Annotated in this window: 22 protein-coding genes and 1 pseudogene; 12 read left to right on the top strand and 11 right to left on the bottom strand. The window is 70.0% G+C overall.

The window, feature by feature from the left end:
• From G5C60_RS53735 to G5C60_RS26685, 6 genes and pseudogenes are all read left to right on the top strand, one after another.
• Positions 1 to 279: pseudogene (locus G5C60_RS53735) on the top strand (hypothetical protein); the annotation flags it as partial.
• Between the two features lie 55 nt (positions 280 to 334).
• Positions 335 to 1,144, top strand: coding sequence for a TraR/DksA family transcriptional regulator (locus G5C60_RS26705; protein ID WP_338145933.1), 810 nt, complete (start codon positions 335 to 337; stop codon positions 1,142 to 1,144).
• An 87-nt stretch (positions 1,145 to 1,231) separates the two neighbouring features.
• Entirely contained in the window at positions 1,232 to 1,906 is a 675-nt protein-coding gene (gene lspA, locus G5C60_RS26700) for a signal peptidase II (RefSeq protein ID WP_165263464.1), read from the top strand.
• A 124-nt stretch (positions 1,907 to 2,030) separates the two neighbouring features.
• Positions 2,031 to 2,975, top strand: coding sequence for an RluA family pseudouridine synthase (locus G5C60_RS26695; RefSeq protein ID WP_165263463.1), 945 nt, complete (start codon positions 2,031 to 2,033; stop codon positions 2,973 to 2,975).
• Positions 2,972 to 3,451 (top strand): GNAT family N-acetyltransferase, encoded by a 480-nt coding sequence (locus G5C60_RS26690; RefSeq protein WP_165263462.1) that lies wholly within the window; start codon positions 2,972 to 2,974, stop codon positions 3,449 to 3,451. Before G5C60_RS26695 ends, G5C60_RS26690 begins: the two co-directional genes overlap by 4 nt.
• 43 nt (positions 3,452 to 3,494) lie before the next feature.
• On the top strand, positions 3,495 to 4,235 hold the full coding sequence (locus tag G5C60_RS26685) for an SDR family NAD(P)-dependent oxidoreductase (protein WP_165263461.1): 741 nt from the start codon (positions 3,495 to 3,497) through the stop codon (positions 4,233 to 4,235).
• A 34-nt stretch (positions 4,236 to 4,269) separates the two neighbouring features.
• Here G5C60_RS26685 and G5C60_RS26680 read toward each other — a convergent pair whose 3' ends face one another.
• Positions 4,270 to 5,382 (bottom strand): mechanosensitive ion channel family protein, encoded by a 1,113-nt coding sequence (locus G5C60_RS26680; RefSeq protein WP_165263460.1) that lies wholly within the window; start codon positions 5,380 to 5,382, stop codon positions 4,270 to 4,272.
• A 110-nt stretch (positions 5,383 to 5,492) separates the two neighbouring features.
• Between G5C60_RS26680 and G5C60_RS26675 the strand changes: the two genes are divergently transcribed.
• On the top strand, positions 5,493 to 6,071 hold the full coding sequence (locus tag G5C60_RS26675) for a dienelactone hydrolase family protein (RefSeq protein ID WP_165263459.1): 579 nt from the start codon (positions 5,493 to 5,495) through the stop codon (positions 6,069 to 6,071).
• 21 nt (positions 6,072 to 6,092) lie between these two features.
• Here the strand turns inward: G5C60_RS26675 and G5C60_RS26670 are convergent, their stop codons facing one another.
• The 5 genes from G5C60_RS26670 to G5C60_RS26650 form a co-directional block, all read right to left on the bottom strand.
• A complete protein-coding gene (locus tag G5C60_RS26670; protein ID WP_241267087.1) occupies positions 6,093 to 6,809 on the bottom strand; it encodes a DUF899 family protein in 717 nt (238 codons plus the stop codon).
• A gap of 169 nt (positions 6,810 to 6,978) precedes the next feature.
• Entirely contained in the window at positions 6,979 to 8,658 is a 1,680-nt protein-coding gene (locus tag G5C60_RS26665; RefSeq protein ID WP_165263458.1) for an alkaline phosphatase D family protein, read from the bottom strand.
• Positions 8,659 to 8,754: 96 nt separating this feature from the next.
• Positions 8,755 to 9,555 (bottom strand): DsbA family protein, encoded by an 801-nt coding sequence (locus G5C60_RS26660; protein WP_165263457.1) that lies wholly within the window; start codon positions 9,553 to 9,555, stop codon positions 8,755 to 8,757.
• 56 nt (positions 9,556 to 9,611) lie between these two features.
• Complete coding sequence (locus G5C60_RS26655) at positions 9,612 to 10,301, bottom strand: hypothetical protein (RefSeq protein ID WP_165263456.1); 690 nt, start codon at positions 10,299 to 10,301, stop codon at positions 9,612 to 9,614.
• 87 nt (positions 10,302 to 10,388) lie between these two features.
• On the bottom strand, positions 10,389 to 11,717 hold the full coding sequence (locus tag G5C60_RS26650; RefSeq protein WP_165263455.1) for a DUF2252 domain-containing protein: 1,329 nt from the start codon (positions 11,715 to 11,717) through the stop codon (positions 10,389 to 10,391).
• A gap of 225 nt (positions 11,718 to 11,942) precedes the next feature.
• Between G5C60_RS26650 and dnaE the strand changes: the two genes are divergently transcribed.
• A complete protein-coding gene (dnaE, locus tag G5C60_RS26645; protein WP_165263454.1) occupies positions 11,943 to 15,482 on the top strand; it encodes a DNA polymerase III subunit alpha in 3,540 nt (1,179 codons plus the stop codon).
• Positions 15,483 to 15,598: 116 nt separating this feature from the next.
• Here dnaE and G5C60_RS26640 read toward each other — a convergent pair whose 3' ends face one another.
• Entirely contained in the window at positions 15,599 to 15,772 is a 174-nt protein-coding gene (locus G5C60_RS26640; RefSeq protein ID WP_165263453.1) for a hypothetical protein, read from the bottom strand.
• A 225-nt stretch (positions 15,773 to 15,997) separates the two neighbouring features.
• On the opposite strand from G5C60_RS26640, the gene G5C60_RS26635 reads away from it, so the two are divergent.
• The 4 genes from G5C60_RS26635 to G5C60_RS26620 all read left to right on the top strand — a co-directional run bounded on the left by G5C60_RS26635 (position 15,998) and on the right by G5C60_RS26620 (position 20,071).
• Positions 15,998 to 17,215 carry an NYN domain-containing protein gene (locus tag G5C60_RS26635; protein WP_165263452.1) on the top strand — a complete coding sequence of 406 codons (1,218 nt, stop codon included), beginning with the start codon at positions 15,998 to 16,000 and terminating at the stop codon, positions 17,213 to 17,215.
• Positions 17,216 to 17,380: 165 nt separating this feature from the next.
• Positions 17,381 to 18,412 carry an ABC transporter ATP-binding protein gene (locus tag G5C60_RS26630; protein WP_338145931.1) on the top strand — a complete coding sequence of 344 codons (1,032 nt, stop codon included), beginning with the start codon at positions 17,381 to 17,383 and terminating at the stop codon, positions 18,410 to 18,412.
• A gap of 86 nt (positions 18,413 to 18,498) precedes the next feature.
• Positions 18,499 to 19,323: an ABC transporter permease gene (locus tag G5C60_RS26625; protein WP_165263451.1), complete on the top strand. Its 825-nt coding sequence runs from the start codon at positions 18,499 to 18,501 to the stop codon at positions 19,321 to 19,323.
• Positions 19,324 to 19,357: 34 nt separating this feature from the next.
• Positions 19,358 to 20,071 carry an AAA family ATPase gene (locus G5C60_RS26620; protein ID WP_165263450.1) on the top strand — a complete coding sequence of 238 codons (714 nt, stop codon included), beginning with the start codon at positions 19,358 to 19,360 and terminating at the stop codon, positions 20,069 to 20,071.
• A gap of 274 nt (positions 20,072 to 20,345) precedes the next feature.
• On the opposite strand, the gene ybaK is transcribed toward G5C60_RS26620, so the two are convergent.
• From ybaK to G5C60_RS26600, 4 genes are all read right to left on the bottom strand, one after another.
• Positions 20,346 to 20,852, bottom strand: coding sequence for a Cys-tRNA(Pro) deacylase (gene ybaK / locus G5C60_RS26615; protein ID WP_165263449.1), 507 nt, complete (start codon positions 20,850 to 20,852; stop codon positions 20,346 to 20,348).
• Between the two features lie 45 nt (positions 20,853 to 20,897).
• Positions 20,898 to 21,638, bottom strand: a complete 741-nt coding sequence (locus G5C60_RS26610) for an LON peptidase substrate-binding domain-containing protein (RefSeq protein WP_165263448.1) — start codon at positions 21,636 to 21,638, stop codon at positions 20,898 to 20,900.
• 11 nt (positions 21,639 to 21,649) lie between these two features.
• Positions 21,650 to 22,693 (bottom strand): hypothetical protein, encoded by a 1,044-nt coding sequence (locus tag G5C60_RS26605; protein ID WP_338145930.1) that lies wholly within the window; start codon positions 22,691 to 22,693, stop codon positions 21,650 to 21,652.
• 132 nt (positions 22,694 to 22,825) lie between these two features.
• Positions 22,826 to 24,430, bottom strand: a complete 1,605-nt coding sequence (locus tag G5C60_RS26600; RefSeq protein ID WP_420907414.1) for an oxidoreductase — start codon at positions 24,428 to 24,430, stop codon at positions 22,826 to 22,828.
• Between the last annotated feature and the right edge of the window lie 6 nt (positions 24,431 to 24,436).

Raw genomic sequence — 24,436 nt, 5'->3', positions numbered from 1 at the left:
TGCTGGGGGTGGGAAGGCGTCGGCCAGGGCGGCCGGTTCGGAACCGGCGAGGGAGGCCGGGGCCAGGAAGACGGCCAGTGGCAAGAAGACGGTGGGTACGAAATCAGCCGCTACGAAGACCGCGAGTACGAAAACGGCCGCTACGAAGACGGCTGGTTCAGGAGTCGGCGCATCGAAGAGGACGGCTTCGAAGGCGGCGGCCACAGGGGCGGCCGGGGTGAAAGCGGGCGCTTCGAAGAGGGCCGCTACGAAAACGGCCGCTACGAAGACGGCCGGTGAGAAATCGGCCACCAAGAAGGGGGCCACCGAGAAGGCGGCGGCCAAGAAGACAGCAGTGAAGAAGGCCGTTCCCGAGAAGGCGCCGGCCAAGAAGACGGCAGTGAAGAAGGCGGCAGTGAAGAAGACCGCTGTGAAGAAGACCACCGGTGTGGCCGCGAAGGCCGCGGCTGGGAAGACCGGGGTCGAGGAAGTCGCCGAGAAGGGTGGCGCCGGGAAGAAGGGCGGCGCTGCGAAGAGCGCGGAGGGTGCCGTCACGGCGGGTGCCCCCGCGAAGAGGTCCTCCAAGGGTGCGGTCAGGAAGAGCACACGTACGGCCAAGAAGGCGGTCGCTTCCGCGGCCGAGGGTGCGGCCGAGGCCGCGAAGACGACGGGAGCCACGACGGTGGTTGCGAAGAAGACTCCGGGTATGGCCACGGCTGCGGACAAGTCCGGCGCGGTCCCCAAGGCACGGGTCGGCGCGGTGGAGCCCGGCGAGCTCGCGGTACGCCCCGGCGAGGACCCCTGGACCTCGGAAGAGGTCGCGGAGGCACGTGCGGAGCTGCTCTCGGAGGTGGTGCGGCTGCGTGCCGAGATCACGAACTCCGAGCAGTCCCTGGCGGGCCTGATGCGCGACTCCGGGGACGGAGCCGGCGACGACCAGGCGGACACCGGCACCAAGAACATCACCCGCGAGCACGAGATGGCGCTCGCGGCCAACGCACGGGAGATGCTGGAGCAGACCGAGCGCGCCCTCGACCGCCTGGACGCGGGCACGTACGGCCTGTGCGAGAACTGCGGCAATCCCATCGGCAAGGCACGTATGCAGGCCTTCCCGCGCGCCACTTTGTGCGTCGAGTGCAAGCAGAAGACGGAACGCCGCTACTGATCGGCCAGGTGCGCCCAGGAGCACATGGCCGCGGGGAACCGTGCCGTACTCTCGTCCTCAGTCAGGCACCTAGGTTGAGGGACTCACGTGGCAGAGGCGGAGCGCATCATCGGTACGCCGGATATCCCGGAGGCGGCTGGAGCCGAGCCGGAGCACACCGACAAGAGCGCGGCGTCGGGCGAGCGGTCCGACTCCCGGGGGACGCAAGAGCCGGCCGGGCGGTCAGGGTCCGACTCCGGTTCGGAGGAGGCGGCGGCCCCGGCCGAGCGGCCCAGGGGCAGGCGCAGGATCGCCGTGCTGTTCTCGGTCGCCGCCCTGGCGTACGCCCTGGACCTGGTCAGCAAGATGATCGTCGTCGCGAAGCTGGAGCACCACGAGCCGATCGAGGTCATCGGGGACTGGCTGAGGTTCGAGGCGATCCGCAACGCGGGCGCGGCCTTCGGCTTCGGAGAGGCCTTCACCGTGATCTTCACGGTGATCGCCGCGGCCGTGATCGTGGTGATCGCCCGGCTCGCGCGCAAGCTCTACAGCCTGCCCTGGGCGATCGCGCTGGGCCTGCTGCTCGGCGGCGCGTTCGGCAACCTGACCGACCGGATCTTCCGCTCGCCGGGTGTCTTCGAAGGTGCGGTCGTCGACTTCATCGCGCCCAAGGGCTTCGCGGTGTTCAACCTGGCCGACTCGGCGATCGTCTGCGGCGGCATCCTGATCGTGCTGCTGTCCTTCAAGGGGCTCGACCCGGACGGCACCGTCCATAAGGGCTGAGGCCGCCGGACAGCGCATCAGCGCATCAGCGCATCACTGTGATGCGCTGCGTGAAGCCTGGGCTCCAGGGCCTTGTCCACAGGCTCTGGCAAGGGCTGTCGGTCCCGTCCGGCATACTCGACGGGTGAGCACCGTTCCCGAGATCCGTACCCTGCCCGTGCCCGACGGCCTGGAGGGCGAGCGCGTCGACGCCGCCATTTCACGCATGTTCGGGTTTTCCCGTACCAAGGCGGCGGAGCTGGCCGCAGCAGGCAAGGTGCTGGTCGACGGCACGGTGGTCGGCAAGTCCGAGCGGGTGCACGGGGGTGCGTGGCTGGAGGTCGAGATGCCGCAGGCGCCCGCGCCCGTGCAGATCGTCGCCGAGCCTGTCGAGGGCATGGAGATCGTGCACGACGACGATGACGTGGTGGTGATCGTCAAGCCCGTCGGGGTCGCCGCGCACCCCAGTCCCGGCTGGTCGGGCCCCACGGTGATCGGCGGACTCGCGGCCGCCGGGTACCGCATCTCGACATCCGGCGCCGCCGAGCGCCAGGGCATCGTGCACCGCCTGGACGTGGGCACGTCTGGGCTGATGGTGGTGGCCAAGTCGGAGTACGCGTACACGTCGCTCAAGCGCCAGTTCAAGGAGCGCACGGTCGACAAGCGCTACCACGCGCTGGTCCAGGGCCACCCGGACCCCACCAGCGGCACCATCGACGCGCCCATCGGACGGCACCCGACCCACGACTACAAGTGGGCGGTCACGGCCGAGGGCAAGCCCTCCGTGACGCACTACGACCTGGTCGAGGCGTTCCGCGCGGCCTCATTGCTCGACGTCAAGCTGGAGACCGGGCGCACGCATCAGATCCGCGTCCACATGGCTGCCCACCGGCATCCCTGCGTGGGCGACCTGACGTACGGCGCGGACCCGACTCTCGCGAAGCGGCTCGGGCTCACCCGGCAGTGGCTGCACGCCGTGCGGCTCGGCTTCGAGCACCCCGGAGACGGGCAGTGGGCCGAGTTCGCATGCGAGTACCCCGCGGACCTGCAGAAGGCGCTGGACCAGGTCCGCGAGGAGAGCTACGCATGACCGCGTCGTACGTGGTGCGGGTGGCCGAGGACCTCGCCGACCGTGAGGCCTGCTTCTCGGTGCGCAAGGAGGTCTTCGTCGTCGAGCAGCAGGTCCCCGAGGACCTCGAGTACGACGCGTACGACGCCGAAGCCGTCCATGTCCTTGCCGTCCGCGAGGACGGGGTGCCGATCGGTGCCGGGCGCCTCCTGTACGGCGAAGGGGCGGCCGCCAAGACCGGCGGTGACCCGGTCGTCGGGTCTCTGGGGCGGCTCGCCGTGCTGAAGTCCGCGCGGGGGCTCGGCGTCGGGATCGCGCTCGTCCGGGGCATCGAGGACGCGGCACGCGCGCGTGGGCTGACGGCGGTCGATCTGCACGCGCAGACGCATGCGCTGGGGTTCTACGAGCGGCTGGGGTATGTGGCGTACGGGCCGGAGTATCCCGAAGCGGGGATTCCGCATCGGGCGATGCGGCGTTCTCTTCAGCCGCCGCGGTAGCTGTCGGCTGCCCCCGTAGCTGAGCCTTCGTAAGATCGATCTCATGGCACGCAACGTGGTGATCAGCGGGGGCGGTACGGGGATCGGTCTCGCGGCGGCCCGGGCCTTCGCGGCGGACGGGGATCAGGTGCTGCTGCTCGGGCGGCGCGCCGAGGTCCTGGAGCAGGCGGATGTGCCGGGGGCGCTCACGTACGCGGCCGACCTCAGCGCGGTCGAAGGGGTGCGCGGGGTCGAGCGGTTCGTGGCCGCCGAGTTCGGCACCGTCGACGTGCTCGTGCACAGCGCGGGCGGTGCCGGGTATCTCGAGCCGAAGGCCGGCAGTGACGATCCGCTCGTGATCGCCGCGTACGACTGGACGCTCAACTTCCGGCTGAACACGCTGACGTCGGCGCTGCTCACCGAGGCGCTGCGGGACCGGCTCGCGTCGCCCGGCGGGCGGTTGCTGTTCCTCAGCTCGATCGCCGCGTACCGGGGGTCCGGGAGCGTGCCGTACGCCGCGTCCAAGGCCGCGCTGCACCCGTACGCCTTCGATCTGGCCCGGCAGTTGGGGCCGCGCGGCATCACCGTGAACGTGGTGGCGCCCGGCTATGTCGAGGACACCGGGTTCTTCGGCGAGACCATGGACGAGGCGCGCCGTGAGCGGCTGATCGCGGAGACCTCGACCGGCCGCGCCGGAACGCCCGGCGACATCGCCTCGACCCTCCACTGGCTGGCCTCACCGGCCGCCGCCCACATCACCGCCCAGATCATCCAGGTCAACGGCGGGGCGGAACGTGGGCACTAGCCTGATACAGCCCCGCGCCCCTAAGGGGCGCGGCCTAGCCGCGCTCCGACCGGGGTGGCGCGTGGATGCGGCCCCGGTTCGTACGCGGTACCGAGCCGTCCGGTAGGGAGCCGGGTGGCAGGATCGCGTCGGCCGTGTTGACGCGGGGGAGCGCGTAGGGGTGGTGCTCGGTGAGCCAGCGGATCAGCTGTTCGCGGACCGCGACCCGGACCGTCCACAGGTCGTCCGGGTCCTTGGCGGTCACCAGAGCGCGTATCTCCATGGTGGTGGGGGTCGAGTCGGTGACGGTCAGGTCGTAGTGGCGGCCGTCCCAGGCCGGGCATTCGCGCAGGATGTCACGGAGCCGCTCACGCATCTCGGGCAGCGGGGCGCTGTGGTCGATGTGCAGGAAGACCGTGCCGGTCATCTGGGCGCCGCCGCGGGACCAGTTCTCGAAGGGCTTCGATGTGAAGTAGGAGACAGGCATGGTGATCCGGCGCTCGTCCCAGGTGCGTACGGTCAGGAACGTCAGCGTGATCTCGTCGACGGTGCCCCACTCGCCCTCAACGACCACCACGTCGCCGAGCCGCACCATGTCGCCGAAGGCGATCTGCAGCCCGGCGAAGAGGTTGCTGAGCGTGGACTGCGCGGCGATACCGGCGACGATGCCCAGGACCCCGGCGGACGCCAGCAGCGAGGCACCGGCCGCGCGCATCGCCGGGAAGGTGAGCAGCATCGTGGCCACCGCGACCACACCGACGATCGCGGAGACCACCCGCATGATCAGCGTGACCTGCGTCCGCACCCGGCGGACCCGGGCCGGGTCGCGGTGGGTGCTCGCGTAACGGACGTACGACGTCTCGACGATCGCCGCCGTCGTGCGGATCACCAGCCATGCGGCGGATCCGATGAGCACCAGCGTCAGGGCGCGGCCGATGCCGGTCGAGTGGGACGGGAAGAGCCCTGACTGGTCGTAGGAGCCTCTCAGCAGAGCCGTGCACAGTACGAGCTGGAAGGGGATGCGGCCGCGGCGCAGCAGCCCCCACAGCGGGGTTTCGCTGTGCTGGTCGTCGATACGCCGCATCAGCCGGTCCACGGCCCAGCCGATGACCAGGGTGAGGACGACGGAGCCGCCGACGACGGTCAGCGGGCGCAGTACGTTCTCCATGCCTCCGAAGGTAACCGGCTCCGGCCCGCCATGGACATGCAGCCCTGGTCCCGGACCCGTCCCGGACCCGTTCTTGCACCGTTGTCAGTGCCGGCTGGCACGATGGCCTCATGGACATCATGCTCTTTCACTCGACCTTCGGGCTGCGGCAGGCGGTGCGCGACGCGGCGGACCGGCTGCGCGCGGCGGGCCACGAGGTGTGGACGCCCGACCTCTTCGAGGGGCGGACGTTCGAGACCGTCGAGGAGGGCATGGCCTTCAGGGACGAGATAGGCAAGGACGAGCTGCTCAAGCGCGCGATCCTGGCCGCCGCGCCGTACTCCGAGCGGGGTCTCGTCTACGCCGGATTCTCCTTCGGTGCCGCGACCGCGCAGACGCTGGCGCTCGGCGACGACAAGGCCCGCGGGCTCCTGCTGCTGCACGGCACCTCGGACATCGCCGAGAACGCGTCCGTGGACCAGCTGCCGGTCCAGCTGCATGTCGCCGAGCCGGACCCCTTCGAGCCCGACGACTGGCTGACCGCCTGGTATCTCCGGATGGGCAAGGCGGGCGCCGACGTGGAGGTCTACAGATACGCGGGGGCCGGTCACATCTACACCGACCCCAGCTTGCCTGACTACGACGAGGAGGCCGCCGAGGCCACCTGGCGGGTGGCACTCGGCTTCTTGGACAGCCTCAGAACAAGCTGAGTGAGACGGAGCCTGTGGGCGTCAGTAGTCCAGTCCCGCGTACCAGTCGCCGCGGCCGCCCGGCGTCAGGTCCAGGAGGTGCCAGACGGGGGTGAGGAGGTCGATGCCGCGCTCGTCGATGTCGTCGGCCATGCGCGGGTGGGTGGAGTAGACGTGGCGGATCGTGCCGTCGCCGTCCCGGGTGAAGACGGAGACGGTGGAGTCCTGCTCACCGGCCTTGTCCTCGCTGCCGAGGTCGTACTTGAAGGTGCTGTCCCCGCAGCTCAGCAGGCGTAGCCGGGTCCAGCCCCGGTTGCGGGCGTGCTGCCGCAGGGCGGGCAGGTCTGCGGCCGCGGCGATGGCGAAGTCGGCGTTCTGGGCGATGTGACGGGCGACGCCGTTGAAGCCGTCGATCCACAGGGTGCACATCGGGCAGGGCTCGGTCTGCGCCTTGCCGTACATGAACTGGTAGACGATCAGCGGCCGGTCCGGGGCGGTGAAGAGCCCGCTCAGGGTGACCTCGCGGACGGGGGTGTCGCCCGCGTCGAGGTCGGCGGGGCCTTCGACGAAGACGTAGTCGTCGACCGGCGGCCCCTGGGGGAGCGCACGCCGCTGGGCCGCGACCTTCTCGCGGTGGCGCATGAGGTCGATCTCGGCGAGGCGGAGTTCTTCGCGGGCGGCGAGATAGTCCGCGGACTCGTCGGGCAGTCGGGTGTGCCGCATCATCGCGTCCTCCTGGGGGTGAAGTCCCGAGGTCATTCGAGTCTATGGCGGTTCCAGGATCGCCGACTGTGGGCGGGCCGGACACCCGGTGGACTCCGCCGGCCGGAGTTCAGACGCTCTGCGACGCTCACCAACCACTGCTGGGGCACCCACGGCCCGGTAGGCGTACAAGCGGGTACCGGGCCGTTTCGGTGCGGAGAAGCGTTCAGTTCACCGGCCCGTACACTCGTTCGACCTTCTGTGTGCCGCTGCGCGTGCGGTACGAACGGGCCCAGGACGCCGTGGCGTTGGCGCTCGTGCGGTCGGAGAGGACGTAGTAGTCCATCTGCGCGCGCTCGGCGGTGAGGTCCAGGACGCCGTAGCCGTGCCGGTCGGTGTCGACCCAGTGGACGTGCCGGTTGGCGGCGCGGATCACGGGTGCGGCCACGGCGGAGAGGGTGCCCTCGGGGACGTTGACGAGGTCGTCCAGGTTGTCGGAGGTGACCGAGGTGACGACGAACTCGGTGGCGGCGGAGGGGGACAGGGGGTACGTACCGGCGTTGTACGGCACGTCGTTGGCCCAGGCCATGTGGATGTCGCCGGTGAGGAAGACGGTGTTGCGGATGGCGTTGCTGCGCAGATGCGCGAGCAGTTCGCGGCGGTCGTCGGTGTAGCCGTCCCACTGGTCGGTGATGAGGGCCAGTCCCTCCTTGGGCAGGCCGAGCAGCTCCGCGAGCGGTTTCAGGATCTCGGCGGAGAGCGAGCCGATGGCGAACGGCGCGATCATCACCGAGTTGCCGACCAGCCGCCAGGTGGTGTCGGACGCCGTCAGCCCGGCCTTCAGCCAGTCGAGTTGCGCCCGGCCCGTGAGCGTACGGTCCGGGTCGTCGACGCCGCCGTTGCCGACCGCCACCTGCTGCGAGCGGAACGACCGCAGGTCGAGCAGCGAGAGATCGGCCAACTTGCCGAAGCGCAACCGGCGGTAGGTCGTGCCCGCGATCGCGGGCCGGACCGGCATCCACTCGAAGTAGGCCTGCTTGGCGGCCTTCTGGCGGGCTGGCCAGGCGCCCTCCGCGCCCTCGGTGTGGTTCTCGGCGCCGCCCGACCAGGCGTCGTTGGCGAGCTCGTGGTCGTCCCAGATGGCGATGACGGGCGCCGCGTGGTGCAGGGCCTGGAGGTCCGGGTCGGTCTTGTAACGCCCGTGCCGTGTGCGGTAGTCGGCGAGCGTGAGGATCTCGTGGGCGGGGGCGTGCGTACGTATGACGGTGCCGCGCGTCCCGTACTCACCCGTGCCGTACTCGTAGATGTAGTCGCCCAGATGCAGCCAGGCGTCCAGGTCGCCGCGCGCGGCCAGGTGCCGGTACGCCGAGAAGTGGCCGGCTTCCCAGTTGGCGCAGGACACCACGCCGAAGCGCATGCCGGCCACGGCCGCGTCGTTGGCCGGGGCGGTGCGGGTGCGGGCGGCCGGGGAGTCGGTGGCGCCGCTGGAGAAGCGGAACCAGTAGTCCGTGGCGGGTTTGAGGCCGCGTATGTCCGCCTTGACGGTGTGGTCGGAGGCGGCGGACGCGGTGGTGGAGCCCTTGGCGACGATGTTCGCGAACGCCTTGTCCAGGGCGACGGTCCAGCTCACCTCGACGTCCGGGCCGAGCCCGGAGCCGGGTGTCGCCTCGTCCGTGGGCGTCACCCGGGTCCACAGCAGGATGCCGTCGGGCAGCGGGTCACCGGAGGCGACGCCGTGCAGGAACGCGGGGGCCTCGGCGGCGCGGGCCGGCAGCGCTGCGGCCAGCGGGGCCGCGAGGGCGGCGCCGGCTGCGGCGGCCTTGACGACCGTACGGCGGCGGGGCGCGGGCACATGGGGAGGATTGGGAGAATCGGGGCTGGAGTGAGATCTGATGCGACTGGTCACGGCCGATCAGATTACTGATCAGTAAGGGCTTCGGTAAGGCAAAAGACGCGAAGAGAGGGCGAACTCCGAGGAGTTCGCCCTCTCTTACGCCGTGCGTTACTTGGTGACGCCCGCGTCCTTGAGCGCCGCCTCCCAGGCGGCGACGGAGCTCGGGTTCTCGATCTTCTTGTCGTTGATCTTGATGGTCGGGGTCGCCTCGACGTCCTTGGCGGTGTCGAAGGTCTTGCTCATCTTCATCGCCCAGGCGTCGTACGTGCCCTTCTCGACGGCGTCCTGGAACTTCTTGTTGTTCTTCAGCGCGTCCACCGTGTCGGCCACCTTGATCAGGTAGCTGTCCTTGGCGAACTCGTCCTTCGACTCCTCCGGGTGGTACTTCGCCGAGTACAGCGCGGTCTTGTAGTCCAGGAACGCGTCGGTGCTCACGTTCAGGGCGGCGCCGAGCGCGCTCAGCGCGTTCTTCGAGCCCTCGCCGCTCAGGCTCTTGTCGAGGAAGGTGCCGATGGTGAACGACAGCTTGTAGTCGCCGTCCTCCATGCCCTTGTTGACGGTGTCGCCGACGGTCTGCTCGAAGGACGCGCAGGCCGGGCAGCGCGGGTCCTCGTAGAGGTGGACCGTGTTGTCGGACTTGGACTCGCCGATCAGCACGGTGGTGCCGTTCTTGCCCGAGGTGTGGGCCGGGGCGACCACCTTCGCGTCGGCGGCCTCCTCCCACTGCGAGGGCTGGTTGCCCTGTACGACGGCGTAACTGATGCCACCGGCTATCGCGAGGACACCTACGACGGAGCAGGCCACGATGACCTGCCGCTTGATCTTGGCGCGTTTGGCCTGGCGCTCGCGCTCCTGGCGCAGGCGCTCACGGGCGGCCGTCTTCTCTGCCTTGCTGTTCCTCTTGCTCATGATCGTTTTCTCCGTGTGAGGGCATGGGGACGTGGACTGTTGTGCTCAGGTGCTGTTCACGCCGTTGAGGCGGAAGCGACCGAGCACGGCGGTCCACGCCGTCCCAGGGAGTGCACGAAGAAGTGGGTGCGGGGAGCGCCCGTACGACGCTCGGGGCGCGGCAGCCGGCGTACCGGAGCCGGCCGCACGGTCACCGTGGCGACGGCGATCATCAGCGGCCGGAACGTGGACGTGGCGACCGCGCACAGGAGTTGGGCCAGGGCCCGCTCGCCGCGCCGCAGCCAGGCGGCCGCGAGGAGGCCGACGCCGACGTGTGCGCCCAGCAGCAGCCAGGCGGCGGCCGGGCCGGCGTGGGCGAGGAGAGCGGCCGCACGGTCACCCTCGCCTGTCACCCGGGCCAGCGGGGTGCCGACCTCGCCGCCGCACAGGACGTCGAGGCCGACCGAGCGCAGCGGACCCGTGACCGGGCCGCCCGCCCGGCCATAACAGGCGTGCTGGCCCGCGGTGAACAGCGTGTCGGCGGCCAGCTCCAGCGGGATCAGCAGGGCGGCGATCCGCCCGAAGCCGCGCTCGCGGCCCGCCAGTGCGTACGCGATGACGAAGACGGCGACAGCGAGCGCGGCCACGGTGGTGAGCGGCAGCGGGACCCGGGACAGCAACACGTGCGACGCGACGGAGAGCGTCACGACGACTGCCGTGAACAGCGCCGCGCGTACGGCTCTCAGCTGGGTCCCGGATATGTCCATAGCGGTGGAGAGTGTGTCACGTACTCCTGTAAGGGAGCGCTAAAAGCTCCCTGTGAGTGAGTGGGCGGTTACCGGTCTGCAGCAGGTCTACAGCCCTGGAATCCGTCCGTTGCGGAACAGGTCCACGAAGATCTGGTGGTCGGCACGCGCGCGTGCCCCGTACGCGTGGGCGAAGTCCACCAGGAGGTCTCCGAAACCCGCCTCGTCCGCCGCGATCGCCGCGTCGATGGCCCGCTCCGTGGAGAACGGCACCAGCTCGGAGTGGCCGCTCTCGTCGTCCGCCGCCGCGTGCATGGTGGCGGTGGCCCGGCCCAGGTCGGCGACGACCGCCGCGATCTCCTCCGGTTCGTCGATGTCGCCCCAGTCCAGATCCACGGCGTACGGCGACACCTCGGCGACCAGCTGGCCCGCGCCGTCCAGCTCCGTCCAGCCGAGCCACGGGTCGGCGTGCGCCTGGAGGGCACGCTGCGAGATCACCGTGCGGTGGCCCTCGTGCTGGAAGTACTCGCGGATCGCCGCGTCCGTGATGTGCCGGGAGACGGCCGGCGTCTGGGCCTGCTTGATGTAGATCACCACATCGTTCTCCAGGGCGTCGGTGGCGCCCTCCAGAAGGATGTTGTACGAGGGCAGACCGGCCGAGCCGATGCCGATGCCGCGGCGGCCGACGACGTCCTTCACGCGGTACGAGTCCGGGCGGGCCAGGGAGGACTCCGGCAGCGTCTCCAGGTAGCCGTCGAAGGCCGCGAGCACCTTGTAGCGCGTGGCCGCGTCCAGCTCGATGGAGCCGCCGCCCGCCGCGAAGCGGCGCTCGAAGTCGCGGATCTCGGTCATCGACTCCAGGAGACCGAAGCGGGTCAGCGAGCGCGCGTCACGCAGCGCGTCCAGGAGCGGGCCCTGGGCGGTGTCCAGCGTGAAGGGCGGGACCTCGTCGCTCTTGGCGCCCGTCGCGAGCGCGTGGATCCGGTCGCGGTACGACGCCGCGTAGATCCGCACCAGCTCGGTGATCTGCTCGTCGCTGAGCGCCTTCGCGTACCCGATCAGCGCCACGGAGGCCGCGAGGCGCTTGAGGTCCCAGGTGAAGGGGCCCACGTACGCCTCGTCGAAGTCGTTCACGTTGAAGATCAGGCGGCCCTGGGCGTCCATGTACGTACCGAAGTTCTCGGCGTGCAGGTCGCCGTGGATCCACACGCGCGAGGTGCGCTCGTCCAGATACGGCCCACCCCGCTTCTCCTGCTCCAGGTCGTGGTAAAAGAGGCCCGCCGTACCCCGGTAGAAGGCGAAGGCCGAGGCGGCCATCTTCCGGAACTTCACGCGGAACGCGGCCGGATCGGCGGCCAGCAGCTCGCCGAAGGCGGTGTCGAAGACGGCGAGGATCTGTTCGCCGCGTTGCTCGGCGCTGAGCTGCGGATCCGACATCGCGGGGTGCCTCCAGGTGCAGGTGACGCATGACAAGTGGGACGGAATCGCCCGTCCCCTTCCAACGGACGAAGGTACGCGGGAGTGCCCGTGTCCCGCATGTGAACGTACGCAGGGCAGCCCTCGAATTGTCAGTGCCGAGGCATAGACTTCGACGCTGTCCCCCAGACTGTCCGCAGCCTGTCGGACCCCCGTCGACGTCCGTTCGCCTTGGAGGCCGAAACCGTGTCAAAGCCGCCGTTCACGCACTTGCACGTCCACACCCAGTACTCGCTGCTGGACGGTGCCGCGCGGCTGAAGGACATGTTCGACGCGTGCAACGAGATGGGCATGACGCACATCGCCATGTCCGACCACGGCAACCTGCACGGGGCGTACGACTTCTTCCACTCGGCGCAGAAGGCCGGGGTGACGCCGATCATCGGGATCGAGGCGTATGTGGCGCCGGAGTCGCGGCGCAACAAGCGGAAGATCCAGTGGGGGCAGCCGCACCAGAAGCGGGACGACGTGTCCGGCTCCGGTGGCTACACGCACAAGACGATCTGGGCGGCGAACAAGACCGGGCTGCACAATCTGTTCAAGCTGTCCTCGGACGCGTATGCGGAGGGCTGGCTGCAGAAGTGGCCGCGGATGGACAAGGAGACGATCTCCCAGTGGTCGGAGGGGCTGATCGCCTCCACCGGGTGTCCGTCCGGTGAGCTGCAGACCCGGCTGCGTCTTGGGCAGTTCGACGAGGCGTTGAAGGCGGCCGCCGAGTACCAGGACATCTTCGGCAAGGACCGGTACTTCCTGGAGTTGATGGACCACGGCATCGAGATCGAGCGGCGGGTGCGGGACGGGCTGCTGGAGATCGGCAAGAAGCTGGGTATTCCGCCGCTGGTGACCAACGACTCGCACTACACGTATCCGCACGAGGCGGCCGCGCACGACGCGCTGCTGTGCATCCAGACCGGCAAGAACGTCTCGGATCCGGACCGGTTCAAGTTCGACGGCACCGGCTACTACCTGAAGTCGACCGACGAGATGTACGCCATCGACTCCTCGGACGCCTGGCAGCAGGGGTGTGCGAACACGCTGCTGGTGGCCGAGCAGATCGACACCACCGGCATGTTCGAGACCAAGAACCTCATGCCGAAGTTCGACATCCCGGAGGGCTACACCGAAGTCACCTGGTTCCAGGAAGAGGTCCGGCGAGGGATGGAGCGCCGCTTCCCCGGTGGCATCCCCGAGGACCGCCAGAAGCAGGCCGAGTACGAGATGGACGTCATCATCCAGATGGGGTTCCCGGGCTACTTCCTCGTGGTCGCCGACTTCATCATGTGGGCCAAGGAGCAGGGCATCGCGGTCGGCCCCGGCCGAGGCTCCGCGGCCGGCTCGATCGTCGCGTACGCCATGGGCATCACCGACCTGGACCCGATCCCGCACGGTCTGATCTTCGAGCGGTTCCTCAACCCCGAGCGCGTCTCCATGCCCGATGTCGACATCGACTTCGACGAGCGCCGGCGCGTGGAAGTGATCCGGTATGTGACGGAGAAGTACGGCGCCGACAAGGTCGCCATGATCGGCACGTACGGAAAGATCAAGGCGAAGAACGCCATCAAGGACTCCGCGCGCGTGCTGGGCTACCCGTACGCGATGGGCGACCGGCTCACCAAGGCCATGCCCGCCGACGTCCTCGGCAAGGGCATCGACCTGAACGGCATCACCGACCCTTCGCACCCGCGCTACAGCGAGGCGGGCGAGATCCGGGCGATGTACGAGAACGAGCCGGACGTGAAGAAGGTCATCGACACCGCCAAGGGCGTCGAGGGCCTGGTCCGGCAGATGGGCGTGCACGCGGCGGGCGTGATCATGTCCAGCGAACCCATCGTCGACCATGCCCCGATCTGGGTGCGGCACACCGACGGCGTGACCATCACCCAGTGGGACTACCCGCAGTGTGAATCGCTCGGCCTGCTGAAGATGGACTTCCTGGGCCTGCGCAACCTCACGATCATGGACGACGCCATCAAGATGGTGAAGGCCAACAAGGGCATCGACCTGGAGATGCTCTCCCTTTCGCTGGACGATCCCAAGACCTTCGAACTGCTCTGCCGCGGTGACACCCTCGGCGTCTTCCAGTTCGACGGCGGTCCCATGCGCTCGCTGCTCCGCCAGATGCAGCCCGACAACTTCGAGGACATCTCCGCTGTCTCGGCCCTCTACCGGCCGGGCCCGATGGGCATGAACTCGCACATCAACTACGCGGAGCGCAAGAACGGCCGCCAGGAGATCACGCCGATCCACAAGGAGCTCGAGGAGCCGCTCGAGGAGGTCCTGGCGGTCACCTACGGCCTGATCGTCTACCAGGAGCAGGTGCAGAAGGCCGCCCAGATCATCGCCGGTTACTCGCTGGGCGAGGCCGACATCCTGCGCCGAGTGATGGGCAAGAAGAAGCCCGACGAGTTGGCGAAGAACTTCGTCCTCTTCCAGGCAGGCGCCCGGAAGAACGGCTACAGCGACGAGGCGATCCAGGGCCTGTGGGACGTGCTGGTCCCCTTCGCCGGCTACGCGTTCAACAAGGCCCACTCGGCCGCGTACGGACTCGTCTCGTACTGGACCGCGTACCTGAAGGCGAACTACCCCGCCGAGTACATGGCCGCGCTGCTCACCTCGGTCAAGGACGACAAGGACAAGTCGGCCGTCTACCTCAACGAGTGCCGGCGCATGGGCATCAAGGTGCTGCCGCCCAACGTCAACGAGTCCATGTCCAACTTCGCCGCGCAGGGCGACGACGTGATCCTCTTCGGCCTCTCCGCGGTGCGCAACGTCGGCACCAACGTCGTCGAGTCGATCATCCGCTCCCGCAAGGCCAAGGGTAAATACGCCTCCTTCCCCGACTACCTCGACAAGGTCGAAGCGGTCGTCTGCAACAAGCGCACCACCGAATCACTGATCAAGGCCGGCGCGTTCGACAGCATGGGACACACCCGCAAGGGCCTGACCGCCCAGTTCGAGCCGATGATCGACAACGTGGTGCAGGTCAAACGCAAGGAGGCCGAGGGCCAGTTCGACCTCTTCGGCGGCATGGGCGAGGCGGACACCAGCGAGCCCGGCTTCGGCCTGGACGTCACCTTCACCGAGGACGAGTGGGACAAGGCCTACCTGCTCGCCCAGGAACGGGAGATGCTCGGCCTGTACGTCTCCGACCACCCGCTGTTCGGCCTGGAACACGTGCTGTCCGACAAGGCGGACGCCGGCATCGCCCAGCTCACCGGCGGCGACTTCGCTGACGGCGCGGTCGTCACCATCGGCGGCATCATCTCCGGCCTGCAACGCAAGATGACCAAGCAGGGCAACGCCTGGGCCATCGCCACCGTCGAGGACCTGGCCGGCTCCATCGAGTGCATGTTCTTCCCCGCCACCTACCAGCTGGTGTCCACTCAACTCGTCGAGGACGCCGTGGTCTTCGTCAAGGGACGCCTCGACAAACGCGAGGACGTCCCCCGCCTCGTCGCCATGGAACTCCAGGTACCGGATCTGTCGAACGCGGGCACCAACGCCCCCGTGATCCTGACGATTCCGGCGCTGAAGGTCACCCCGCCCATGGTCAGCCGGCTCGGCGAGATCCTCAGCCACCACAGGGGCGACAGCGAGGTGCGCATCAAGCTCCAGGGTCCGCGCAAGACCACGGTGCTGCGGCTCGACCGGCACCGGGTGAAGCCGGACCCGGCGCTCTTCGGGGACTTGAAGGTGCTGCTCGGACCGTCCTGCCTGGCAGGCTGAGCGCCCGTGCAGCGGCTGCGAACCTCCGGCACGACGAGCACTGAGCACGAGCACTGAAGACGACGAGGGGCGCGCCCGTGGTGGGCGCGCCCCTCGCTGTATGCCTGGCGCCATGGCTAGTTGTGGCCGAACTTCTTCCGCCGCTTACCACCGGAGGCAAACTGGGCGGGGCTCGGCGCCGCGTCGTTCTGCTCCCCGGGGGGTGCCGACCGCTCGGCTCCGCGCTGGGTCTGCTCCGTTGCGCCGCGCTGTTCCGGTCCGCCCTGCTTGCGGTTCTTGTTCTTGGCCATGGGGATCTGCCTCCTGTGGTCTGCCTGGGGGGCCAGGACCGGGATCAGATTCACATAGGGTGAGAAGTCACGCATGTCAGAGAATTACCGTGCGTAATAAGGCCTGTCGGAGAGTGAACTGCGGATACGCCACGCCGAAGATCGAGTTCCGGCCGTTAACCTCCGCGCAGTCGGGCAGACTCGAAGGAAGCCCGAAGCAAACCTCCCGGAAAGAGGGTGGATCGCGTGGACCGCTGCATCGTCCTGGTGGACGCCGGGTATCTGCTCGGGGCCGCCGCGAGTCTTCTCGCCGGGGAGCCTTCGAGGTCCCGGATCACCGTCGACCACGCCGCCCTGATCCAGGGGCTGCGCGAGCGCGCCGAGTCCGACACGGAACGGCCCCTGTTGCGCATCTACTGGTTCGACGGTGCTCCCGACCGCGTACCGCAGCCCGAGCACCGCAGGCTGCGTGTGATGCCGCGGGTGACCGTGCGTCTCGGTGCACTTACCCGCAGTGACGGACGATGGGCGCAGAAGGGCGTCGATGCCGCCATGCACGCCGAGCTCACCGAGCTGGCGCGCAACCGGGCCTGTTCCGACGTGGTCCTGGTGACGGGCGACGGGGATCTGCTGCCGGGCATGATGGCCGCCAAGGAGCACGGAGTCGCCGTACACCTGTGGGCCGTGCAGGCCGCCGACGGCGACTACAACCAGTCGGAGGACCTGGTCGCGGAGGCCGACGAGCGCCGCGTACTCGACCGGACCTGGATCACCAAGGCCGTGCGGGCCAAGGAGTTCGGCGGGATCTGTGCGCCGCCGCCCGCGCCGCGGCCCGAGATCGCCGCGATCCTCTCCGCGCCGCTGCCCGAGTCCTCGCTGTCCTCCGGTGGCGAGCGGGGCGAGCGGGAGCCGCAGCACCCGCAGACGGCGCCGAGTGAGAACGGCACGGAGGAGCGGGTGCCGGCCGCGAAGGGGGTGCCGACGCCGAAGGATCTGGCGGCGTTGCGCGCGCCCGGTACGCAGACCGCCCAGCATCCCGCGAACGCCACGCTGCGGTGGTCGTCCGACAAGGGGTGGGTCGACCGGCCCGGCGGCGCCGCCGAGTCCGCGGACGCCGCGTCGCTGCCGACGCTCGCGCAGCTCACGACGGCCGAGCAGCGGTGGGCCGACCGTGAGGAGGACATCACGACGGTGGGCGGGGATCCGTACGAGGTCGGGCAGGTGTTCGCGCGGCGGTGGATGGGGCGGCTGTCGGACCAGGCGCAGCTGCAGAAGCTGTCCACGATGTATCCGCGGGTGCCGCACCGGATCGACGGGGAGCTGCTGCGGTACGCGGCGCGGTTCGGGCTGCTCGCGCACAAGGACGACCAGATCGACGAGCATGACCGGTATGCGATCCGGGCGGGGTTTTGGCGGGAGGTGGATGTGCGTACGGCTGCGGAACCCGCTCCCGCTGGGGAGTGAGCGCCTAGTAGCTCGGGGCATCTGTTCGTAGGCGACTGCGGGTGCGTCGTGGCTGGTCGCGCAGTTCCCCGCGCCCCTTACGGGGCGCGGCGCGGTGTCCCGGTTTCGACCCCGATGGTGACCCGAGCGTGATGCGCCGCCCGTGACCCCGTAGTCTCGACCCTCGTGAGTACGCGCACCGCACAGGCAGCCCGGCACGGGCACGGTGGGGATGTCGTGTGCGCGGTGCGGGATCTGACCAAGACCTATCCGGCGGTGCGCGGGCGGCGCGGGGCACCAGGGACGCCCGAGGTGCGGGCCACGGACGGCGTGGGGATCGACATCCGGCGCGGTGAGATCTTCGGGCTGCTGGGGCCGAACGGCGCCGGCAAGTCCACCCTCGTACGGCAGCTGACGGGCCTGATGCGCCCGGACCGCGGCAGCGTCGAGATCCTCGGGCACGACATCGTGCGCCATCCCGAGCGGGCGGCGCGGATCCTCGCGTACCTCGGGCAGGAGTCCACCGCGCTCGACGAGCTGACGGTGTCGCTCGCCGTGGAGACCACCGGGCGGCTGCGCGGGCTCGATGTGCGCGGCGCGCGGGCCGAGCGGGACGCCGTCCTCGAGGAGCTGGGCCTCACCGGCCTGGCCTCGCGGCCGCTGAGGAAGCTGTCCGGCGGGCAGCGGCGGCTCGCCTGCTTCGCCGCCACGCTCGTGGGGGAGCGGCCGCTGTTCGTCCTCGACGAGCCGACCAGCGGCATGGACCCGATCGCACGCCGCGCCGTCTGGAGCGCCGTCGACCGGCGGCGGGCCGAGCACGGTACGACGGTTCTGCTGGTCACCCACAATGTCATCGAGGCCGAGACGGTCCTCGACCGCGTCGCCGTGATGGACCAGGGCCGCGTCATCGCCTGCGACACCCCCTCCGGGCTGAAGGAGAAGGTCGCGGGCGAGGTGCACGTCGAACTCGTCTGGCGCGAGCGCGCGCCCCTCGACGTCCCCGAGGTCGCCGCCCTGCGCGACCGCGCCGTCGAGTCCGGCCGCCGCTGGGCGCTGCGCCTCGCCCCCGAAGAGGCCCGGGCCGCCGTCGCCGCCGTCACCGGTGGTGCCGCGTTCGCCGCCCTGGACGACTTCACGCTCGCCACCCCGAGCCTCGAAGACGTGTATCTGGCGCTGGGCGGGAGCGTGGGAAATGTACGGGGGCTGGTCAAGGCGTGAGTGTTGGTTGGTGAAGGCATGAGTGTTCGGGCCTCCGTGGCCGTACGGAACAGGACGACCGCTGAAGCGAACAGGAGCCGCTCGACGTGAGTGTCGTACCCGCCGAGGTCCTGCCGGGCCGCGCCCTCCCCGTTGAGGCCGCCGCCGCGGAAGAAGCCGCCGTGCTCGGACCGAAGGCGCGGCTGTGGCCCGCGCTGTGCGCCGTGTACCGGGCGCAGCTCTCCCGGGCCCGGGTCGCGCGGATACCGCTGTTGTTCGTGGCCACCTTCCAGTCCGTCGGGATCATGGTCCTGATGCGCGGCGTGGTGGACGGCGGGGGTGAGGCGCGGGCCGTGGTGGCGGGCTCGTCGGTTCTCGTCGTCGCGTTCGTCGCGCTCAATCTGCTCGCCCAGTACTTCGGGCAGCTGCGTGCCAGCGGCGGACTCGATCACTACGCGACGCTGCCGGTGCCGCCGGCGGCCGTGGTGCTGGGTGCGGCGGGTGCGTACGCCTCCTTCACCGTGCCGGGGACCGTTGTCACCGCCGTCTTCGGATGTGTGCTCTTCGGGCTGCCGATGACGCATCTGTGGATCCTCGTCGCGGTGATCCCGCTCGCCGGCGCGGCACTCGCCGGGCTCGGGGCGGCACTCGGGCTGCTTGCGCCGCGACCCGAACTCGCCACGTTGCTCGGGCAGTTGGGGATGTCGGCGGCGCTGCTGCTCGGGGTGCTGCCGGCGGACCGGTTGCCGGGGGTCGTCCAGTACGCGCGTGATCTGCTGCCGTCCACGTACGGCGTCGAGGCTCTTGGGCTGACCTTCGGGGCGCATCCCGACTGGGGTGTCGTCGTGCTCGACCTCGCCGTGTGCGCGGGGGTCGGGGTCGCCTCGCTGGCCGTCGCGACCTGGGCCTATCGCCGGGCGGCCGTCCGGTGACGCGGTCGACAGACGAGCCTGGCACGATGGCAGGGTGACCGCACCGCTTACTCCGCCCCAGCCGCCGCATCGCCAGACTCCGGATCAGCAGTCTTCGGATCAGCAGTCTTCGGATCAGCAGTCTCCGGCGTACCAGCCGCCGCATCACGCATGGCCGGCGCCGCCGCCCGCCGCCGGCGCGGCCGGACACGTCGGTTATCAGGAGGACGGCCCCGGGATGAAGACCGAAGTGCGGGAGGCCGCCGTCATCACGATCGCCATGGCGCTCGGTGGGGCGCTGCTCGGCGTGCTGTGGTGGTGGCTGGCCCCCGAGGTGCCGCTGGTCTCGGACGCGTCCACGGTCTATCTCAAGGACACGGAGGGGGAGCAGGCCATCGGAGTGGACGGGACGTTCGCTCTGCTCGCGCTCGGGTTCGGGCTCGTCAGTGCGCTGGTCGTGTTCCTGGTGCGGCGGCGCGGGGGTATCCCGATCGTCGTCGCGCTCACGCTCGGTGGGGTGCTCGGCTCGTTGCTCGCATGGCGGCTCGGGGTCTGGCTCGGGCCCACGCAGGACGTGGTGGCCCATGCCAAGGAGGTCGGCAAGGGAGTCACGTTCTCGGCGCCGCTGGAACTCGGGGCCAAGGGGGCGTTGCTGGCCTGGTCCGTGGGGGCGCTGCTGGTCCATCTCGGGGTGACGGCGCTGTTCGGGCCGCGAGATCCGGATCCCGATCCGTATCAGCAGAGTCCGTACGGGGCGCCTCCGGCGTAGGAGCGGCTTTCCTGCGGGGGCTGGGTCATGGGTTTTCGCCCCCGCCGCCCCTACCCGTCCCATCCCTGGGGCTCCGCCCCAGACCCCGTATCGGCCTTGCGGCCTCGTCCTCAAACGCCGGACGGGCTCAATTTAAATGCCGGACGGGCTGAAAAACCCTACGCGGGCCTGTGCCCATGGTTCGAGCGGCCCTTTTTGGTGCGCCACCTGCGTTTGCGTGTTTTTTTCGACATGTCCTGGGTGTTTAACCCAGGGTGAGGCATCCGTCCAGAGGTCACGCGCGGGCTACCGGTGCCGAGACCGCTTCCGTGAGCTTGGCCAGGTCGTTCGGGGACAGTTCGACTTCCAGGCCGCGGCGGCCTGCCGAGACGCAGATCGTGGGGTGGGCCGAGGCCGAGGAGTCGAGCACGGTGCGGAGCTTCTTGCGTTGGCCCAGGGGGGAGATGCCGCCGCGGACGTAGCCCGTGGTGCGTTCCGCGGCCGCCGGGTCGGCCATCGTGGCGCGTTTGCCGCCCACCGCCGCGGCCAGGGCCTTCAAGTCGAGCGAGCCCGCCACGGGGACCACGGCCACGGTCAGTTCGCCGTCCACGTCCGCGACCAGGGTCTTGAAGACCCGGTCGGGGGACACGTTCATCGCCTCGGCGGCCTCCTCTCCGTACGACGGGTGGGAGGGGTCGTGCTCGTACGCGTGCACCGTGTACGAGACGCCCGCCGCCGTCAGGGCCACCGTCGCGGGCGTACCGCCGGACTGCTGCTGCTGCTTCTTCGACTTCTTCGCCAACGGATCCAAGCCTTACGTCAGTTGACCTATGTCAGTTGACCGAACTCAGTTGAGACTCGTCGGCCCGCGCGTCAGCTCCGTCGCGGGCAGTGACGGCAGGTTACGGATGATCGCGGTCTCCGCGCGAAGGAGTTTCAGCTCCTCGCGCAGGCGCGACGCCGTGTCCGGGGCCTGGAGCAGACGCTGCTTCGCCGGGACGTCCAGCATCGCCGCGGCCGCGACGAGGTACGAGACGACGGACGGCTCGTCCGGTAGTTCGCCCCCGGTCGACAGGGACCGCTCACGCGCCCCGGCCAGTCGCTTCTGGTACTGCCGGAAGGCCCGCAGCACCCCTTCGGCCAGCGCCCCCGCCTCGTCGCCCGGGTCCTCCTCCAACACTTCAAGATCGGCCGTCAGAAACGCACCGGAGGCGTCCACCGAGACCAGTCGTACGCGCGTCGTCCCGGTGGCCAGCACCTCGAAGCTGCCGTCGGCCCGCTCCCGGATGGTCGCCGTGTCCGCGATGCAGCCCACCTCGTGGAAGGCCTTCGCCGGGTCGTCGCCGAAGCCGGCCGCGGGCCCGCGCTCCGGTACGGCGGTCTGGTCCGGCAGGCCCGGCGCGCTCTGCGCGACCTCGTGGCCGTCGCGGATGGCGACGACGGCGAACCGGCGCGGTTCGTCCTCGGGCGTCTTCAGCAGCTCACGCATCATGGCGCGATAGCGCTCCTCGAAGACGTTGAGGGGCAGCACGAGGCCCGGGAACAGCACCGTGTTCAGAGGGAAGAGTGGGAGCCGGACGGTGGTCACGACGCAAAAGCCTAGTGGTCGCCGGAGTCGGCGCGTCCGGCGCGCTCACTCCGTGGATGCACGGCGTCCGCGCTCCGCAGCCTGAGCGGCGTGCGCGCGGCCACTTCGAGCCGTACGCCGTCCCGCAGTTCGAGGAACTGCCCGAGCGGGTCGTCCGAGATCCGGTCCCAGGGGAACGAGGTGGCGTACGGCCCGGTCCGGCGCAGCTGTTCCAGCGCGTCCTCCCAGCGTTCGAGCCGGACGAGCACGTACGTGAGCAGGTTGCGGACCTGCGCGGGCCACGGGTCGGCGGCGGCGTACTCCCCCGACAGGGCGATCGCGAGGTCGGCCGCCGCGTCCAGGCGCTCGCGCGGCACCGTGCCCCCGCCGTCCCCGGTCAGATACGCGAAGGCCGCGCGCACCGGCAGCGCCTGGACCAGGGAGCTCGGCAGCGCGTCCTGCGCGGCCCGCTCGGCGAAGTCGAAGCACTCGCGGTGCGAGCCGTACCAGGCGGCGGACAGGTACTGGAGGGCGGACACATGGCAGCCGTAGTGGTGCGGGGAGCGGCGTACGGCCTCGCCCCACAGCTCCTCGAACTCGGTGTGCGGCGCGTTCGTGCCGCGGGCGTGGTCCAGCGCGATCCGCCACGGCACCGGGTCGCGCGGATCGCCCTCGGCGGCCGTGCTGATCAACGGAGCGACCTGGCGCAGCAGTTCGGCACGGGCCGGCGACTCCCAGCCCCGGCACACCGCCAGCTCGGCCTTCACCAGCAGGGCGTCCGGGTCGTGCGGGGCGGCGTACCGCCACAGCGCGAACCACTCCGGCCGGGAGCGCGCGAAGGCGGCGAGGCGCGTCGTGTACCGGTCGCGGTTCTCCCACTCGGCGGCCTCCCGGGTGGTGGCGAGCAGCTTGGCCGCAGGCTCGTACTCGCCCCGGCCCGCGGCGACCAGTGCCGGTGCGAGCCGCTCGTCCGGGGCGTCGAGCAGCACCTCGTCGTCGCCGGGCAGACCGGCGGCGAGGCGTGTGGTGTTCCGTGCCATGCGGACGGTACGGATGAACGCGCGTAGCACTGCCACAGTTGCCCCCTTTGCGCCTGAACCGGGGCCGCTCTCGCGTACCGGGTACTCGCCGTCGTGGTTGCTCAATTCATGGTTGCGGTGAGAAGACGGTCAAAATGCAGCCATGGTTGTGCGCGTCCAGATTACGGTTCAGCCCCGGCTCAGCAGCCGTGTCGCGCCCGCCGCCACCGTCGTCGCCAGGATCCAGCCGAGCAGGATCACCACCGCGGCCAGCCACTGCCAGCCGCCGCGCAGTTGCCAGTAGCCCACCTGGCCGAGGTCGATGACCGGGAGGAGGAGGTCGAGGGCGAACAGGGAGGCGTTCCACGGGGGATGTTCGCCGGTCTTGATCGGCGGGTGGTCGGCATGGCGGAAGGCGAGCGAGGTCGCCGCCCACAGGACCGCCATCCAGACGGCGGCCCGTCCCGGCCGGTACCCGTAGGCGACCGTCCAGTCCTGCGCGTACCCCCAGAGCTTGGCCGCGGGCGGCAGGAACTCGCGGCGGTGGCGCTGCTTGGCGAGCAGCACCTCGCGGGCGTCCTCGTCCTCGCCGCTGTTGCGCAGCACGGACGCCAGCCGCTCGTACGGCTCCGGGCTGTACTCCGGTGTCGCCGCGGCCACCCACTCCAGGCGCCGGGCCAGCGGGAACGCGCCGCGCGGCACCAGGTTCTCGTACTGGAAACCGCCCATCTGCAACTGGCCCGCGCCCGGCCAACTCGTCGCCGTGTCCATGAGGTTGACGACCCGGGCGCCGGACAGCACGACCCGTCCGCGCCGCGGCCGCTCCCCGAGGAAGCGCAGCTCGGGAACCTGGACGCGGCGCATCGATATCTCCTGGTCGTCCCTGAGAGTGAAGCGGGCCTGCTCGAAGTCCACCGCGTCCCCGAACCGCCCGTCGTCAAGGCGGATCCCGCCCTCGCACTCGAACCGCTGCACCCGCGTGCCGCGCGCCGGTGTCCTGCCGCTGGTCTGCAGCGGATTGCCGACGCCCGCGGGCGTCATGTAGAGCGTGCGCTCGACGGTCAGCTGCGGGGCGTTCAGCGCCAGCCGGTCGGACGGGTTCTTCAGCCGGCTGCCGCGCAGGCTGAGCGAGACGCCGACCGTGGCGCCGCGCAGGCTCAGCTCGCCGTCGGACTCCAGCATCTCGGCCTGAAGGTCCTGGCCGACGGTCATCCCGTCCGCGGTGATCGAGCGGCCGTGCCGGTCCCGGTGGACCACGGCCTGGTTGAGCAGCAGGTCCGTGCCTATGTGCGCGTCGGTGAGGCGTACGCCGTTGTGGAAGCGGCAGCGCGCCAGATGCAGATCGCCCTCGGTGTGCAGCCGGGCCGCCTCAAGACGCGGTACCGAGCAGCCGATCAGGCGCACGGTCGTGAACCGGGCCTCCGGCAGCAGGATCTCCTTCTCGAACCGGCAGCCCTTCATCTCGACGTACGGGACGATCGTGCCGCCCGCCAGATCGAGTACGCCGGTGATCCGGATGCCGGTCAGTTTCAGGGAGGAGACGCGCCCGTCCAGCGCGGGTGGCCCGTTCAGCAGCAGCATGGCCACGACACGCGCCCGCACACTCCGCTCAGGACCCCACGGACGGCCGCCGTGCGGATCGTCCACGGTTGTGTCCCCGGTGCGCAGGTCGTACATGCTGCCGTCGCGGAACGCCTGCCACATGCCCGTCTCGGCGGCGGTCAGATCGTCCGGCGGATCCCCGACCCTGATCCCGTCCCTGATCCCGTTCCGGATGCCGGCACCCTCGGCCACGGCTCT

The sequence above is a fragment of the Streptomyces scabichelini genome (assembly GCF_011045015.1).
Taxonomy (GTDB): domain Bacteria; phylum Actinomycetota; class Actinomycetes; order Streptomycetales; family Streptomycetaceae; genus Streptomyces; species Streptomyces scabichelini.
The sequence above is the reverse complement of the archived record's forward strand: the minus strand, read 5'-3'. Positions and strand labels throughout refer to the sequence as shown.